This window comes from Eggerthella guodeyinii (genome assembly GCF_009834925.2).
Taxonomy (GTDB): Bacteria; Actinomycetota; Coriobacteriia; order Coriobacteriales; family Eggerthellaceae; genus Eggerthella; species Eggerthella guodeyinii.
Map to the genome: position 1 here is coordinate 1,717,117 of NZ_CP063310.1, position 13,722 is coordinate 1,730,838.

12 protein-coding genes are annotated in these 13,722 nt (G+C 69.0%); 11 read left to right on the plus strand and 1 reads right to left on the minus strand.

The genetic code is table 11. The annotated features are described in order from the left end of the window. The 7 genes from scpB to ispH all read left to right on the plus strand — a co-directional run bounded on the left by scpB (position 1) and on the right by ispH (position 6,683). Entirely contained in the window at positions 1–810 is an 810-nt protein-coding gene (gene scpB / locus GS424_RS07080) for an SMC-Scp complex subunit ScpB (RefSeq protein WP_160941796.1), read from the plus strand. After that, positions 803–1,687: a pseudouridine synthase gene (locus GS424_RS07085; protein ID WP_160941795.1), complete on the plus strand. Its 885-nt coding sequence runs from the start codon at positions 803–805 to the stop codon at positions 1,685–1,687. The genes scpB and GS424_RS07085 overlap by 8 nt, the downstream gene beginning before the upstream one ends. An 87-nt stretch (positions 1,688–1,774) precedes the next feature. Further along, entirely contained in the window at positions 1,775–2,947 is a 1,173-nt protein-coding gene (locus GS424_RS07090; protein WP_160941794.1) for a prephenate dehydrogenase/arogenate dehydrogenase family protein, read from the plus strand. Further along, the gene (gene aroA, locus GS424_RS07095; protein ID WP_160941793.1) at positions 2,937–4,265 is read left to right on the plus strand and encodes a 3-phosphoshikimate 1-carboxyvinyltransferase; all 1,329 of its coding nucleotides are present in this window, start codon (positions 2,937–2,939) and stop codon (positions 4,263–4,265) included. The genes GS424_RS07090 and aroA overlap by 11 nt, the downstream gene beginning before the upstream one ends. Beyond that, positions 4,262–4,939: a (d)CMP kinase gene (gene cmk / locus GS424_RS07100; RefSeq protein WP_160941792.1), complete on the plus strand. Its 678-nt coding sequence runs from the start codon at positions 4,262–4,264 to the stop codon at positions 4,937–4,939. The genes aroA and cmk overlap by 4 nt, the downstream gene beginning before the upstream one ends. After that, positions 4,936–5,850, plus strand: a complete 915-nt coding sequence (locus GS424_RS07105; RefSeq protein WP_160941791.1) for a lysophospholipid acyltransferase family protein — start codon at positions 4,936–4,938, stop codon at positions 5,848–5,850. The genes cmk and GS424_RS07105 overlap by 4 nt, the downstream gene beginning before the upstream one ends. Then, positions 5,847–6,683: a 4-hydroxy-3-methylbut-2-enyl diphosphate reductase gene (gene ispH, locus GS424_RS07110; RefSeq protein ID WP_160941790.1), complete on the plus strand. Its 837-nt coding sequence runs from the start codon at positions 5,847–5,849 to the stop codon at positions 6,681–6,683. Before GS424_RS07105 ends, ispH begins: the two co-directional genes overlap by 4 nt. Before the next feature lie 90 nt (positions 6,684–6,773). Here the strand turns inward: ispH and GS424_RS07115 are convergent, their stop codons facing one another. Further along, positions 6,774–8,456: an FAD-binding protein gene (locus tag GS424_RS07115; RefSeq protein ID WP_160941789.1), complete on the minus strand. Its 1,683-nt coding sequence runs from the start codon at positions 8,454–8,456 to the stop codon at positions 6,774–6,776. 248 nt (positions 8,457–8,704) lie between these two features. On the opposite strand from GS424_RS07115, the gene GS424_RS07120 reads away from it, so the two are divergent. The 4 genes from GS424_RS07120 to plsY all read left to right on the plus strand — a co-directional run bounded on the left by GS424_RS07120 (position 8,705) and on the right by plsY (position 13,720). Next, entirely contained in the window at positions 8,705–10,102 is a 1,398-nt protein-coding gene (locus GS424_RS07120) for a response regulator transcription factor (RefSeq protein WP_160941788.1), read from the plus strand. A 150-nt stretch (positions 10,103–10,252) separates the two neighbouring features. Further along, on the plus strand, positions 10,253–11,704 hold the full coding sequence (locus tag GS424_RS07125) for a DUF512 domain-containing protein (RefSeq protein WP_160941867.1): 1,452 nt from the start codon (positions 10,253–10,255) through the stop codon (positions 11,702–11,704). 33 nt (positions 11,705–11,737) lie between these two features. Continuing rightward, entirely contained in the window at positions 11,738–13,054 is a 1,317-nt protein-coding gene (gene der / locus GS424_RS07130; protein ID WP_160941787.1) for a ribosome biogenesis GTPase Der, read from the plus strand. A 6-nt stretch (positions 13,055–13,060) separates the two neighbouring features. Beyond that, on the plus strand, positions 13,061–13,720 hold the full coding sequence (gene plsY, locus GS424_RS07135; RefSeq protein ID WP_160941786.1) for a glycerol-3-phosphate 1-O-acyltransferase PlsY: 660 nt from the start codon (positions 13,061–13,063) through the stop codon (positions 13,718–13,720). Positions 13,721–13,722 lie beyond the last annotated feature (2 nt).

The following is a 13,722-nucleotide window of genomic DNA, read 5'->3' on the forward strand; positions in this document are numbered from 1 at the left end:
ATGTTCCAAGGCTTGCAGGAAAACCAGCTCAAAGGGGCCATCGAGGCCATGCTGTTCGTCACGGACGAGCCGGTGGGCACCATCGCGCTCGCCGACATGCTGGAGGTGGAGCCGGGAGACGTGGAGCGCGCGCTCGTGGAGCTGCGCGGCCAGCTGGAAGGCGAGAACCGCGGCATCCAGCTGCGCGAGGTGGCCGGTGGCTGGCGGCTGTACACGCACCCCGCCTACCACGAGCTCATCGAGCGCTACGTGCTGTCGTGGGACACGCGCAAGCTGTCGCAGGCGGCCATGGAGACGCTCGCCATCGTGGCGTACCTGCAGCCGGTGACGCGCTCGGGCGTGGCGTCGGTGCGCGGCGTGAACTCGGACAGCTCCATCAACTCGCTCGTGGAGAAGGGCTTCGTGCGCGAGGCGGGCGTGGCCGACGCGCCCGGCAACCCCACGCTCTACGCCACCACGCGCGCCTTCCTCGAGAAGTTCGGCCTGCGCTCGACGGCCGACCTGCCCGACCTCGACCAGTTCGCGCCCGACGACGACACGCGCTCGTTCATCCGCGAGCGCCTGAGCGCCACGCGCGACGAGGTGTACATCGCCGAGGACGCGCGGCTCGATGCCGAGCCGGCCGACGCGCTCGACGGCGTGCAGTTCGAGCTGGACGACGAGGCGTCGGTGATCGCCGCCGAAAGCCCGCGCGAGGAAGCCGCCTCCGACGCGGCCCAGCAGATGCTCGCCGAGGCCATGGCGAGCGGCTTCGGCCTCGTGGAGAAAATCGACTTCGACAAGCTGACCTTCGAGACGGACGATGAGTAGGGAAGAGGGGCTCTCGCGCGCCGTCGGCGCGCCGTGCCACGGGGATGCGATCGTCCCCATGCGGCTGCAGAAGTTCCTCGCTCGAGCGGGGGCGGCCAGCCGGCGGGGTTCGGAGAACCTCATGACGGCGGGGCGCGTGACGGTGAACGGCGAGGTGGTCACCGAGCTGGGCAGCAAGGTGGACCCGCTCGTGGACGAGGTGGCCGTGGACGGCGCGGTCGTGCGCCTGGCGGACGGCCCCGTCACCATCGTGCTGCACAAGCCCGCCGGCTTCGTCACCACCATGGCCGACCCGCAGGGGCGCCCCACCGTGGCCGAGCTCGTCCCCACCGAGCGCTACCCGGGGCTGTTCCCCATCGGGCGGCTCGACTTCGACACCACCGGCCTGTTGCTGTTCTCCACCGACGGCGAGCTGGGCAACGGCCTGCTCCATCCCAAGCACCACGTGACGAAGCGCTACCTGGCCTGCGTCGAGGGCGTGCCGACCGAGCGCGAGCTTGCGCGGCTGCGCCGCGGCATCGAGCTGGACGACGGCCCGGCCCAGCCCGCCGACGTGCGCCTGGTGGGAGGGGGCGCCGCGCGCGCTGCGGAGCGCCTGCTGGAGATCCCCGCCGCCGTGCCGCCGCGCTCCTCGAGGGAGTACGCCGCCGTGTGCGAAGGCCGCGCGGCGCAGCGCTCCATCGTGCGCGTGGGCATCCGCGAGGGCCGCAAGCGCCAGGTGAAGCGCATGCTGGCCGCCATCGGCCACCCGGTGCTGGCCCTGCATCGCGACTCCTTCGGCCCGCTCGAGCTGGGGGACCTGCCGCGCGGCGCGTGGCGCGCCCTCGACGCCGACGAGGTCGCGGCGCTCCATACCGCTATCGGACGCGCCGAATAATGCTAGAATGAGATCCGCAGGGGCCCGCGCGGCGGGCGTCTGCGGACGATGGAATGAACCCCCTCGCAAGAAAGGTGCTCCCGTTTCATGGCACACCAGCAAGAAACGCAACCTGATCAGGCGTTCCACCGCATAGCGGTCGTCGGCTTCGGCCTCGTGGGCGCCTCGTTCGCCGCCGCCGTGCGCGCCGCCTGCCCCGACACGCAGGTGCTGGCCGTCGACGTCGACGAGCGCACGCTGTCCGAGGCGCTCGAGCGCGGCTGGGCCACCGCCGCCGCGCTGCCCGACGACCCCGCGTTCGAGCGCTTCGTCGGCGACGGCTGCGACCTCGTGGTGCTCGCCACGCCCGTGGGCGCGGTCGCGCAGTACTTCGAGGACCTCGCCCGGTGGGACTACCGCGGCATCGTCACCGACACCGCCTCGACGAAGGCGCGCATCACGGCGCTCGCCGCCTCGCTTCTGCCGCATCCCGAGAACTTCGTGCCCGGGCATCCCATGGCCGGCTCGGAGAAGAACGGCCTCGAAGGCGCGCGCCCCGACCTGTTCCAGGGCGCCCACTGGATCCTCTGCCCCGACGCCGACACGCCCGCCGAGCACTTCCCGCGCCTGCACGAGCTGGTCACGTCCATCGGCGCGCGCGTCATCGCGCTGCCGCGCGAGGACCACGACGAGGCGGTGGCCGTGGTCAGCCACGTGCCGCACATCATGGCCTCCTCGCTCGTGCAGCTGGCCAGCCGCCACGCCGACGACCAGCAGGCCCTCATGCGCCTCGCCGCCGGCGGCTTCAAAGACTCCACGCGCATCGCGGCCGGCTCGCCCGAGCTGTGGTGCGGCATCGCCTTCGACAACAAGGACGCGCTGGCCGACGGGCTGGACGAGATCCGCGACATCATCGGCTCGTTCGCCGACGCGCTGGCCGCGGGCGACCGGGCGGCGCTCACCGCGTTGCTGTCCGAGGCGGCCGCCGCGCGCCGCGCGCTGCCAGCTGCCTGGGTCCCCTCGACGGAGCGCCTGCTGGAAGTGCGCATCCCCATGGAGGATCGGCCGGGCGTGGTGGCCGAGGTGACCACCGTCACCAGCTCGGTGGGCTGCAACATCCAGTCCATCGAGATCGACCACGTCACCGAGGACAGCGCCGTGCTCAGCCTCGTCCTGACGGACGAGGGCGACATCGGCCAGCTGTCGGCCCAGCTCATCAACGCGGGATTCTCAGTATCGTTCAGCCCCCTGACGGCAAAGGAGCACACCCATGTCGCATGAAGCAAACGCCACCGTCGTCAACCCCCTGCCGGCGCCCCTGCGCGGGTCGGCGTCGGTTCCGGGCGACAAGTCCATCTCGCACCGCGCCGTGCTGTTCGCGGCCATGGCCGAGGGCACCTCGCGCATCGCGGGCGTGCTCGATTCCGAGGACGTGCGCTCGTCCATCAAGGCCGTCAGCCAGCTGGGCGCGCAGGTGTCGCTCGAGAAACAGCCCGACGGCAGCCTCGCCGGCGGCATCACGGGGTGGGGGGCGGCCGGCCCCTCGCAGCCCGACGGCCCGATCGACTGCGGCAACTCCGGCACCACGGTGCGCCTGCTCATGGGCGTGCTGGCTCCGTGGAACGTGCGGGTGGAGCTCACGGGGGACGAGTCGCTGCAGCGCCGCCCCATGCGCCGCATCACCGCGCCGCTCATGAAGATGGGCGCGCGCTTCGAGCCCGAGGGGCGCGAGACGCTGCCGCTCGCCGTGTGCGGCTCCACGGGCCTGCGCGCCATCACCTACGACGCCCCGATGGCGTCGGCCCAGCTCAAAACCGCGGTGCTGCTGGCGGGCGTGTACGCCCACGGCACCACCACCCTGAACGAGCCCTCCCCCTCGCGCAACCACACGGAGCTCATGCTGCCCGAGTTCGGCGTGACCACCACGGCCGCCGACCGCACGGCCAGCGTGACGGGCCCCGCGAAGCTCGAGGCCTGCGAGGTGCAGGTGCCGGGCGATCCGTCCTCGGCGGCCTTCCTCGTGTGCGCGGCCGTGCTCAAGCCCGGCAGCTCCATCCAGGTGGAGAACGTCAGCCTGAACACCGCGCGCATCGGGTTCACGCGCACGCTCGAGCGCATGGGCGCCGACATCAGCGTGCGCCACACGGGCGCGGCGGGCAAGGAGCCCTACGGCATCGTCTCGGCGTGCTACACGCCCGCGCTCCACGGCTGCGAGGTGCCGGCCGACAAGATCGCCACCCTCGTCGACGAGGTTCCCGTGCTGGCGCTCGTGGCGGCCCATGCGCGTGGCGTGACCGTGTTCCGCGAGGTCAGCGAGCTGCGCGTCAAGGAAACCGACCGCTTGGCAGCCATCGTGGAAGGGCTTGAGACCCTCGGCGTGGACGCGTGGATCGACGGCAACGACCTGTTCGTGGAGGGCCAGCCGGGCCTGCAGGTGCCCGCCGGCGCCGCGTTCGACTCGAAGAACGACCACCGCCTCGCCATGACGTGGGCGCTCGCCGGCCTGTGCGGCAACGCGCCCGTCGAAGTGGACAACTTCGACTCCGTGAAAATCAGCTACCCGCAGTTCCTCTCCGATATCGAAAGGTTGGCACGATGATCATTGCCATCGACGGCCCCAGCGGGGCCGGCAAGTCGACGGTTGCGAAGGCCGTCGCCCGCGAACTGGACTTCTCCTGCCTCGATACCGGCGCGATGTACCGCGCCATCGCCTGGCAGGCGCTGCAGGACGGCGTCCCCTTCGACGACGACGAGGCGCTCGGCCGCCTGGCGCGCTCCCACGAGATCGCCTTCGCCCATGAGGCGGGCGACCCCGTCCCGCGCCGCGTGTCCATCGGCGGCTCCGACGTGACCGACGCCATCCGCACGGCCGAGATCGACCGCGCCGTGAGCCCCGTGTCGGCCGCTCCCTCCGTGCGCGCCGCGCTCGTGGAGCAGCAGCAGCGCATCGGGCGCGCGGGCGACTACGTGGTGGAGGGCCGCGACATCGGCACCACCGTGTTCCCCGAGGCGCCGGTGAAGGTGTTCCTCACCGCGTCGGCCGAGGAGCGCGCGCATCGCCGCGTGCGCCAGAACGTCGATCGCGGCGTGGGCTCCGTCGACTACGACGAGGTGCTCACCGACATCCGCCGCCGCGACGACCAGGACTCGTCGCGCGCCACCTCGCCGCTGCGCCCGGCCGACGACGCCGTGCGCCTCGACTCCACCGGCCGCTACATCGAAGAGGTCATCGAGGACATCTGCGCGCTCGCCCGCGAGAAAGGCGCGCGATGAGCCTGCTGCTTCCCTACGAGAAGATGTGGGACATGCCGCTGGGCGGCACGTCCGACGAGAAGCAGGTGCCGCACTGGGCCGGAAACCTCATCTGGGGCTTCTTGGCCTTCGTCTTCAAGATCTGCTTCCGCTATCGCGTCGACAACCGCGAGAGCATCCGCGGGTTCTGGCACAAGAGCGGCGTCGTGGTCGTGGCGAACCACACGTCGTTTCTGGACGTGGCGTTCATGTACATCGTCACGCGTCCGAAGCAGTGGCTGCGCTTCATGGGCCGCGAGAGCCTGTTCGACAACGCTCACGGCCTCGTGGGCCAGATCCTCTCGCGCGTGGGGGCGTTCCCCGTCAAGCGCGACGCGGCCGACCGCACGTCCATCAAGCGCGCCGCGCGCATGCTGAAGAACGACGAGATCGTGGGCATCCTGCCCGAGGGCACGCGCCGCGGCAAGGGGACGAAGACGCCCGAGATCCACTCGGGGGCCGCGTTCGTCGCGAAGATGGGGCACGCGCCCATCCTGCCGATGACCGTGCGCAACGCCGAGAACGTGAAGCGCAAGGGCGAGCGCTTCCGCTTCCCGAAGATCACCATCGAGTACGGCGACCCCGTCCTCGTGGGGGATTTCGACTTCCTGCCGAAGGAGGACCGCCTCGACGGCTGCACGTGGTACGCCATGCGCGAGTGCTTCGCGCTGTCGCTGAACGTGCCGCGCGACGAGGTCGACATGGTCGCGCTGTTCCCCGGCGGCAAGGACTTCACGGCCGTGTTCGCCGAGCATCCCGTGCCGCGCCACACGACGGCCGAGGTGGTGGCCGACATCGAGGCCAAGGCGGCCGCGAAGGCCGCGAAAGCGGCGAAGGGGGCGGAGCCCTCCGCCGAGCACGAGGCGAAGCCTGCGGACGAGGTGCGCGCATGAGGGTGGTGAAGGCGCGCTACGCCGGCGCCTGCTACGGCGTGCAGCGCGCGCTCGACCTGGCCGTCGAGGCGAGCGCGAGCGGCGAGGGCGCGTCCACGCTCGGCCCGCTCATCCACAACCCGCAGGTGGTGGCCGATCTCGCCGCGCGCGGCATCCGCGCCGTCGACGGCCCCGAGAACGTGGAGCGCGGCTCGGTCATCATCCGCAGCCACGGCGTGACGCCGGCGGTGCGCCGCGCGGTGGAGGAGCGCGAGCTGCCGCTCATCGACGCCACCTGCCCGCACGTGGCCCGCGCGCAGAAGGCCGCCGCCGAGCTCGCGCGCCGCTGCGGCCTCGTCGTGGTGGTGGGGGAGGCCGGGCATCCCGAGGTGGAGGGCCTCGTGGCCCACGCCCGCGAGGCGGGGGGCCGGGTCGTGGTCGTCGCCGAGCCCGAGGACCTTCCCGCCGCGCTCGAGGCCCCGGTGGGCATCGTCGTGCAGACGACGCAGACCCGCGAGGCGCTCGACGCCGTGGTGGCCGTCCTCGCCGCGCGCGGCATCGAGGCGCAGGTGAAGAACACCATCTGCTTCGCCACGCGCCAGCGCCAGGAATCGGCCGCGGCGCTCGCCGGCGAAGTGGACGCCATCGTGGTCATCGGCGGCCGCAACTCGTCGAACACGACGCGCCTCGCCGACATCTGCGCCGCCGTCTGCCCGCGCACGCACCACGTCGAAGCGCCCGGCGAGCTCGATCCCGCCTGGTTCGCCGGCTGCGAGAGCGTGGGCGTCACCGCCGGCGCCTCCACCCCCGAGGACCAGATCGCCGCCATCGTGGAGCGCCTGGAGGCCCTATGAGCGCGAACGCCGCCGCGCTCCGCTCCAGACGCGTTTCGGGAGGACCCGGGAACCGTGTCGTCCCCGGGTCCTCCCGCATGGAGGTGGGGGCTATTCCCAGCTGTCCAGCTTCGCGGCATCGATGGCGGCGATGTAGCTGAACACCATGCCGGGGGCCACGGTGCCGCCCGCGCCGTTGTAGTACTTGCCCGGCGTGCCGCATCCGGCGTTGTTGCCGCAGGCGTACAGGCGGGGCACCGTGTCGCCGTTCACGTGGAGCACCTGCCCGAACTCGTTGGTGCGCGGGCCGCCCTTCGTGCCCTGCAGGAAGGGGACGATCTGTGCGGCGAAGTAGGGCGGGACGTTCATCGGCTCGAGGCAGTCGGCGGGTCGTCCGGGCCCGCCTTGGTCGAAGGTCGATTCGCCTCGATGGAATTCGGGGTCGGTTCCTTCTGCCGCGTAGCGGTTGAAGCGCTCGACCTGGGCGAGGAAGTTCTCCGTCCCCAGTTCGTCAAGCCCCATCTTCTGCGCGAGTTCTTCGAGCGTATCGGCTTGCAGCACCCAGGCAGGCGGTTCTGCCGAGGCTTCCACGCCCCAGAGGTTGCCGCCGGAGTCGGGCGTGGCCACGCCGTCGCCGCCTGCGTTTCGATTGCGGTTTCCCTGGTCGCATACGTACCAGGCGGGAATGTTCGTGTACAGCATCTCGCCCGTCGTGTCGCGTCCGTTGCCGAAGCCGTACCAGAACGAATCGTACGATGCCGCCTCGTCGCAGAAGCGGCGGCCGTAGCGGTTGATCCACATCGACGACGTATCGCTTTGGTAGCACAGAGGCGCGATATTGGCATCGACCACCTTGTTGGCGTACGCTTCTTCGCCGATGACCTTGTACGCAGCATTTCCCCATCCGTAGCACATCATGGCCAGGTCTGCGCCCACGCCCTGCGCCATGCGGATGCCCTTGCCGTCGCAGGTCTCCACCATGAAGGTGCAGGGAGAGGGAATGTCGAGGTACTGCGCCTTCATGTCGTCGTTGTAGTCGAACCCGCCGGCGCCCAACAGCACGGCTTTCGACGCCTTGATGGCGAGCGAGGCACCCTTCGCATCTGTGGCGATGACGCCGAGCACTTCCTGGCGTCCGTCGTCGAGCGTGCGGGCGATCAGCGTTTCGGCGGTGGTGTTGAAGAGGATCGTGCCGCCCAGCTCGGTGAACTTCTCGGCCTGCGGTTGCGTGTACCCGCCGCCGTTCGTCGACTTGCCCGTCTCGGGATCGATGGGCTTGACGGTGCGGGTTGCCGTCGTGGCGCCTTCCCACTGCTCGTGATAATCGGTGCGATCGGCGATCTCCCAAGCGACGCCCGTCTGCTCCGTAATGAAGTTGATCATGGGCGAGGCGTTGTTCAAGTAGGCGTCGATGATCGCTTCGGTGGACAGTCCGTCGGCCACTTTGGTCATATACGTTTTCGCGGCGGCCCGGTCGTCCTTCGCGTAGTCGTTGCAGGGTATCCACACGGAGCCTCCGGAAAGCGCGGTCGTGCCGCCTGCGATGGCGCGGGCTTCGATCACGATAGCCGTCATGCCCTGCTCGACCGCCTTGAGCGCGCCTGTCAGCGCGGTACCGGCTCCCACCACAACGAAATCGGCCTCGTGATCCCAGGATTCCGGTACGCCTGCCGAAGCCAGGGGCGTCGCATCGCCGCCCGAGTTCGGCGCGCAGCCCGCCAGGCTCATGGCTCCGAGCGCCGCCGCGCCCGCCGCCATTCCCAAGAACGACCTTCTGTTCAAAACTTCACCCATTGCATCCTCCTTTGGTAGGCCTTGCCTTGCAAGGCTCTGCTTCGCCCCTGATGGGACCCCCGAGCAAGAGGCTCAACGTTTTCCCTTGCCGAAACGAATGCTATAATCTGGGCGGTTCTCCTCCGTCCTATCTGAGGATGGATTTTCTCGAAAACGAACGATATCCTACCGGAGGTATGAGGCGCATGGCTGCAGCTAGCTCGCATCGAGGCGCGGTTGTCCGTGCGGTTCGCGCGCGGTTGCGCGATGTGCTGCTCGTTGCGCTGCTCCTCGCATGGTTCTTCGACGTTCGCTTCGCCAACCAGCTGTTCCGGTTCACCGACTCCGTGCTGGCGAGCTCCGCGTTCTCCTGCGCTGCGATCGCTTCTGCTTTCGCCGTGGCTCTCGCGTTGGCCGTGCGGTCCGGCATGCTCGGTTCGGCATCGTGGAGAAAAGGGATCGCCGCCTCCTTGTGCACGCTCGCGTTGGCGGCGGGCGTTTGCTCGGTGTTTCTCGCACCCGAGGACCCCGATGGTCTGATTGCGTATTCTGTAGCTGAGGGAGCGATGGTGGGAGCCTGCATGCCGTGCGCGCTCGCCCTGACGACGCATCGGCTTCGCGGGTGCGGGATGCCCGCTGTCGTGGGCATGACGACCGCGGCCTTCGTTGCCGCGTTCGCGCTCGTGGTTGCGGCGGTTGTCGTGCCGTTCGGGTTCTCCGTCCTCATCCTGCTGTGCCCGTGCGCGCTGGCTGCGTGCCTGTTCGGGAAGCGCGATTACCTGGAGGAGCGCGAGTCTTCCTGCGGGTTCCGATTCGAGCCCTCGAAAGGAGGCGCGGCGCCGCGGGTGAGGCTGCTCTTGTTCGTCTCCTCGTTTTTGGCGGTGTACCTGCCCGCGATGTTTCCGAAGACGACCCAGTTGGCTCCCGCTTACTTCGAAACGAGCGTTGCGGGCGTGAGCTTCACGTCCTTGGCGGCGTTCGTTCTGTGCGGCCTGCTGTTCGCTGCGCTCTCGTTGCTGGTGGCGCGTCGCAAGGTCAACGCCGCATACGTGGCTATCGCGTCGATGATCCTCATCGCGGGCGTCTTCTTCAGCCTCCCGTTCATGAACTCGAGCTCGGTGCCTTTCTCGCTCATGATGTCCTGCGCCGTCGTGTTCGTCTTCTTCAGCTATGCGCTCGCCCTGTCGGCGATGGGGAGCCCGCAGACGCGCGAAGGCCGCACTTACCTGCTGACATGCGTCTGCGCGAGCGGGTCGGGCGGCTTGCTCGCCGCCGTGTTCGCGTTCGTGTTCCTGGGGCCGTTGTACGGAAACTCGTTCCAGGACGGCCTGTTCGTCGCGATCCCTGCCGTGCTCATCATTCTGTTCCTCGCCTTGTTCATGGCGAAGGGGAAGGACTATCTGTCGTTGCTTGGCTTGGGCCAGCGCTTCGCGAGCGAACTCGACACTTCCTTGCTCGAGGATCGGTGCGAGGCGGTGGCACGACGCTGCGCCCTCACGAAGCGCGAGCAGGAAGTGCTCGTTTTGCTAGGCGAAGGGCGCAACGAGCCCTACGTCGAGCGTGCTTTGTCCGTTTCGAGGGCGACGGTCAAAACTCACATCTCCCACATCTACCAGAAGACGGGCGTGACTTCGCGGCAGGAGCTCATCGATCTTCTGAGGGCTTGACCGTTTCGCGATGCGGAAAGCGGAAGCTCCTGATATGATGGGGCGAAACGGTACGTACATCGCCCGCTTCGGGCGCGATGGGTAGGAACCTGATCTGCTGGCATGAACGCGCTCTCCTCTCAAGATATCGATAGCGAAGCCGACGACGGCATGGGCTCCGCGCGCCCGACGCCGCCGGTGTACCCGCCGGCCGACGTCGATCGCGAGGCGGCGGCGAAGCAGTGCGGGGGATGCGCCGCGCGCGGCGAGGCGCCGCGGGCGCTCGTGCGCGCCGTCGCGCCCGACAGCCCGGCCGACGACGCGGGCTTCGAGCCCGGCTGCTACGTGACCACGGTGGACGGGAGCCCGGTGCGCGACCTCATCGACTGGCGCTGGCTGACGGCCGACGACGTCGTAGAGCTGGGCTATATCGACCTCGACGGCGACGAGGGCGTCGTGGAGCTCGAGCGCGAGGAGGGCGAGGACTGGGGCTTCGACTTCGAGGGCGTCGTGTTCGACGGCGTGAGGCAGTGCCGCAACGCCTGCACGTTCTGCTTCATGCGCCAGCTGCCCGACGACATGCGCTCGTCGCTCACGCTGCGCGACGACGACTACCGCCTGAGCTTCCTCGCGGGCACGTTCGTCACCTTCACCAACCTGAAGCCCGAAGACGAGCAGCGCATCGTCGAGCAGCGCATCTCGCCCTTGCGCCTGTCGCTGCACGTGGCCGACGCGCAGGTGCGCCGCCGCATGATCGGCCGGCACGCGCAGCACGGCATCGAGGTGCTGGAACGGCTGCTGGCGGCCGGCATCGAGTTCCACGCGCAGATCGTGCTCGTGCCCGACCAGAACGACGGCGCCGTGCTCGAGGACACGCTGGCCTGGGCGTACGCGCGTCCCGGCATCAAAGACGTCTGCATCGTGCCGCTCGGCTTCACGAAGCACCAGAGCGTGTTCGACCGCAGCTTCAACGACCCGGCGTCCTCGCGCGCCGTCATGGACCTCGTCATCCCGTTCCAGCGGCGCGCGCTGGCGGAGCGCGGGAGCATGTGGGCCTTCCCGGCCGACGAGTTCTACCACAACGCCTACGGGCCCGCGCTGCTCGAGAACCTGCCGCCGTCGGCGCACTACGGCGACTTCGGCATGTTCGAGGACGGCGTGGGCATCATCCGCTCGTTCGTCGACGACTGGGAGCAGGCCGAGCGCGCGGGCATCGTGGAGCGCTGCGCCGAGGCCCTGCGCGCCGCCGACGCGCGCGTCCACTACGTGGCCGGCTGCGCCACGCGCCACTTCCTCGGCCCGCTCGTCGCGGCCAGCCCGCTGGCGGGACGGCTCGTGCCGCTGTTCGTGAAGAACGACTTCTTCGGCGGCAACGTGGACGTGACGGGGCTTTTGTGCGGCTGCGACATGGCCGACGCCGTGCGCGCCGAGCGCGAGCGCGGCCTGCGGCTGGCCCTCATCCCGCGCGTCGTGTTCAACGACAACGCGGTAACGCTCGATGACATGAGTTTGGAGGATATGGAAAAGCGGGCGGGCGCGCCGCTGGCCGTGGTATCCTGTAACGCGTCGGATTATCTCCTCGAGATCATCGACCTGGTCGGACGAAACGCTCCGACCCCCTGACCGCACCAACCGAAGCAATCTGTGAGGTACCGCATGCCTTTACCCATCGTCGCGGTGGTCGGACGGCCGAACGTCGGCAAGTCCACCTTCGTCAACCGCATAGCCCAGGCCGACGAGGCCATCGTCCACGAGATGCGCGGCGTCACGCGCGATCGCTCCTACCATGAGGCCGACTGGAACGGCGTCGATTTCAAGCTCATCGACACCGGCGGCATCGAGATGGGGGACGACGACGCCTTCCAAGGCTCCATCCGCAACCAGGCGCTGGCCGGCGCGAACGAGGCCGACGTCATCCTGTTCATCGTGGACGGCAAGACCGGCGTCAACGCCGACGACGAGGCCGTGGCGCGCATCCTGCGCAAGACGTCCAAGCCCGTCTTCCTCGTGGTGAACAAGCTGGACACGCCGAACCGGGAAGACGAGATCTGGGAGTTCTACCAGCTGGGGCTCGGCGACCCGTGGCCCGTCTCGGCCATGCACGGCCACGGCACGGGCGACCTGCTCGACGCGGTGGTGGAGGAGCTCGAGAAGGTGGAGCTGCCCGCCGACGCCGACGAGGACGACGGCATCAACGTGGCCATCATCGGCCGCCCGAACGCGGGCAAGTCGTCGCTCACGAACAAGCTCACCGCGAACGACCGCTCCATCGTCTCCGACGTGGCGGGCACGACGCGCGACGCCATCGACACGCACATCGTCCACGACGGCCAGCGCTACACCATCGTGGACACCGCGGGCCTGCGCCGCAAGAGCCAGATCGACGCGGACGTGGAGTACTACGGCTTCGTGCGCGCCATGCGCGCCATCGACCGCGCCAACGTGGCGCTGCTCGTCATCGACTCCACGCTGGGCCTCACCGACCAGGACCAGCGCGTCGCCGGCTTCGCGGCCGAGCGCGGCTGCGCCATGGTCATCGTGCTGAACAAATGGGACCTCATCGAAGGCCCCGAGGCGAAGGCGGAGATCCGCGAGCGCATCGCCGACCGCCTCACGTTCGTGGGCTACGCGCCGGTCATCGCCATCTCGGCGCTCACCGGCAAGAAGGTCGACCGCATCTGGGACGCCGTCAACACGGCCTACGAGAACTACAGCCAGACCATCCCCACGAACCGCCTGAACACGTGGCTCGCGGGCATCCGCGAGTTCGGCCACACGGTGAGCAAGGGCAAGGCGGTGCTGCGCATGAAGTACGTGACGCAGACGGCCACGTGCCCGCCGCAGTTCACGTTCTTCGCGAACCGCCCCGACCTCGTGGACGACAACTTCGAGCGCTACCTCGAGAACCGCCTGCGCGAGGGCTTCGACCTCGTGGGCACGCCGGTCAGAATCAAGTTCAAGAAGAAGGATTAAGGAATCATGGGGGATTTGCTGGTTGCGGCCGGGCTGTTCGCGGCCGCGTTCCTGTTGGGGTCCATCCCCTTCGGGCTGATCATCTCGAAGGTGTTCTACCATACCGACCTGCGCGAGCACGGCAGCGGCAACATCGGCACCACGAACGCCATCCGCACGATGGGCAAGGTGGGCGGCTACTCCGTGTTCGTGCTCGACTTCGGCAAGGGCCTGCTGTCGGGCGTGCTGGCCTGGGCGTTCAGCACGTGGTTCCTGCCGGGCGGCGGGTTCGAGCCCGGGGCGCTCGTCACGTACGACACCATGCTGGCCGTGGCGTTCCTCGGTTGCGTCTGGGGCCACATCTTCTGCCCGTGGCTGGGCTTCAAAGGCGGCAAGGGCATCGCGGTGGCGGTGGGCTGCCTGTTCGTGACGTTCGGCTGGGTCGGCGCCTGCCTCGAGCTGCTCATCTTCATCGTGCTCGTCGTGGCGACGAAGCGCGTGTCCATCGGCTCCATTGCGGCCGCGGCCGCGTGCCCGTTCTTCGCGCTGTACTTCTTCTGGGGCGATTGGCTGGCCTGGCTGTTCTGCACCGTGGCGGGCCTGACGGTGGTCTGGGCGCACCGCGAGAACATCAAGCGCCTGATCGCCGGCACCGAAAGCAAGATCGGCGACAAGAAGAAAGCGTAGGC

Excerpts from the sequence above, each read along its gene's own strand:
- scpB (WP_160941796.1), top strand. The coding sequence starts at position 1 with ATGTTCCAAGGCTTGCAGGAAAACCAGCTCAAAGGGGCCATCGAGGCC.
- GS424_RS07085 (WP_160941795.1), top strand. The coding sequence starts at position 803 with ATGAGTAGGGAAGAGGGGCTCTCGCGCGCCGTCGGCGCGCCGTGCCAC.
- GS424_RS07090 (WP_160941794.1), top strand. The coding sequence starts at position 1,775 with ATGGCACACCAGCAAGAAACGCAACCTGATCAGGCGTTCCACCGCATA.
- aroA (WP_160941793.1), top strand. The coding sequence starts at position 2,937 with ATGTCGCATGAAGCAAACGCCACCGTCGTCAACCCCCTGCCGGCGCCC.
- cmk (WP_160941792.1), top strand. The coding sequence starts at position 4,262 with ATGATCATTGCCATCGACGGCCCCAGCGGGGCCGGCAAGTCGACGGTT.
- GS424_RS07105 (WP_160941791.1), top strand. The coding sequence starts at position 4,936 with ATGAGCCTGCTGCTTCCCTACGAGAAGATGTGGGACATGCCGCTGGGC.
- ispH (WP_160941790.1), top strand. The coding sequence starts at position 5,847 with ATGAGGGTGGTGAAGGCGCGCTACGCCGGCGCCTGCTACGGCGTGCAG.
- GS424_RS07115 (WP_160941789.1), bottom strand. The coding sequence starts at position 8,456 with ATGGGTGAAGTTTTGAACAGAAGGTCGTTCTTGGGAATGGCGGCGGGC.
- GS424_RS07125 (WP_160941867.1), top strand. The coding sequence starts at position 10,253 with ATGGGCTCCGCGCGCCCGACGCCGCCGGTGTACCCGCCGGCCGACGTC.
- der (WP_160941787.1), top strand. The coding sequence starts at position 11,738 with ATGCCTTTACCCATCGTCGCGGTGGTCGGACGGCCGAACGTCGGCAAG.
- plsY (WP_160941786.1), top strand. The coding sequence starts at position 13,061 with ATGGGGGATTTGCTGGTTGCGGCCGGGCTGTTCGCGGCCGCGTTCCTG.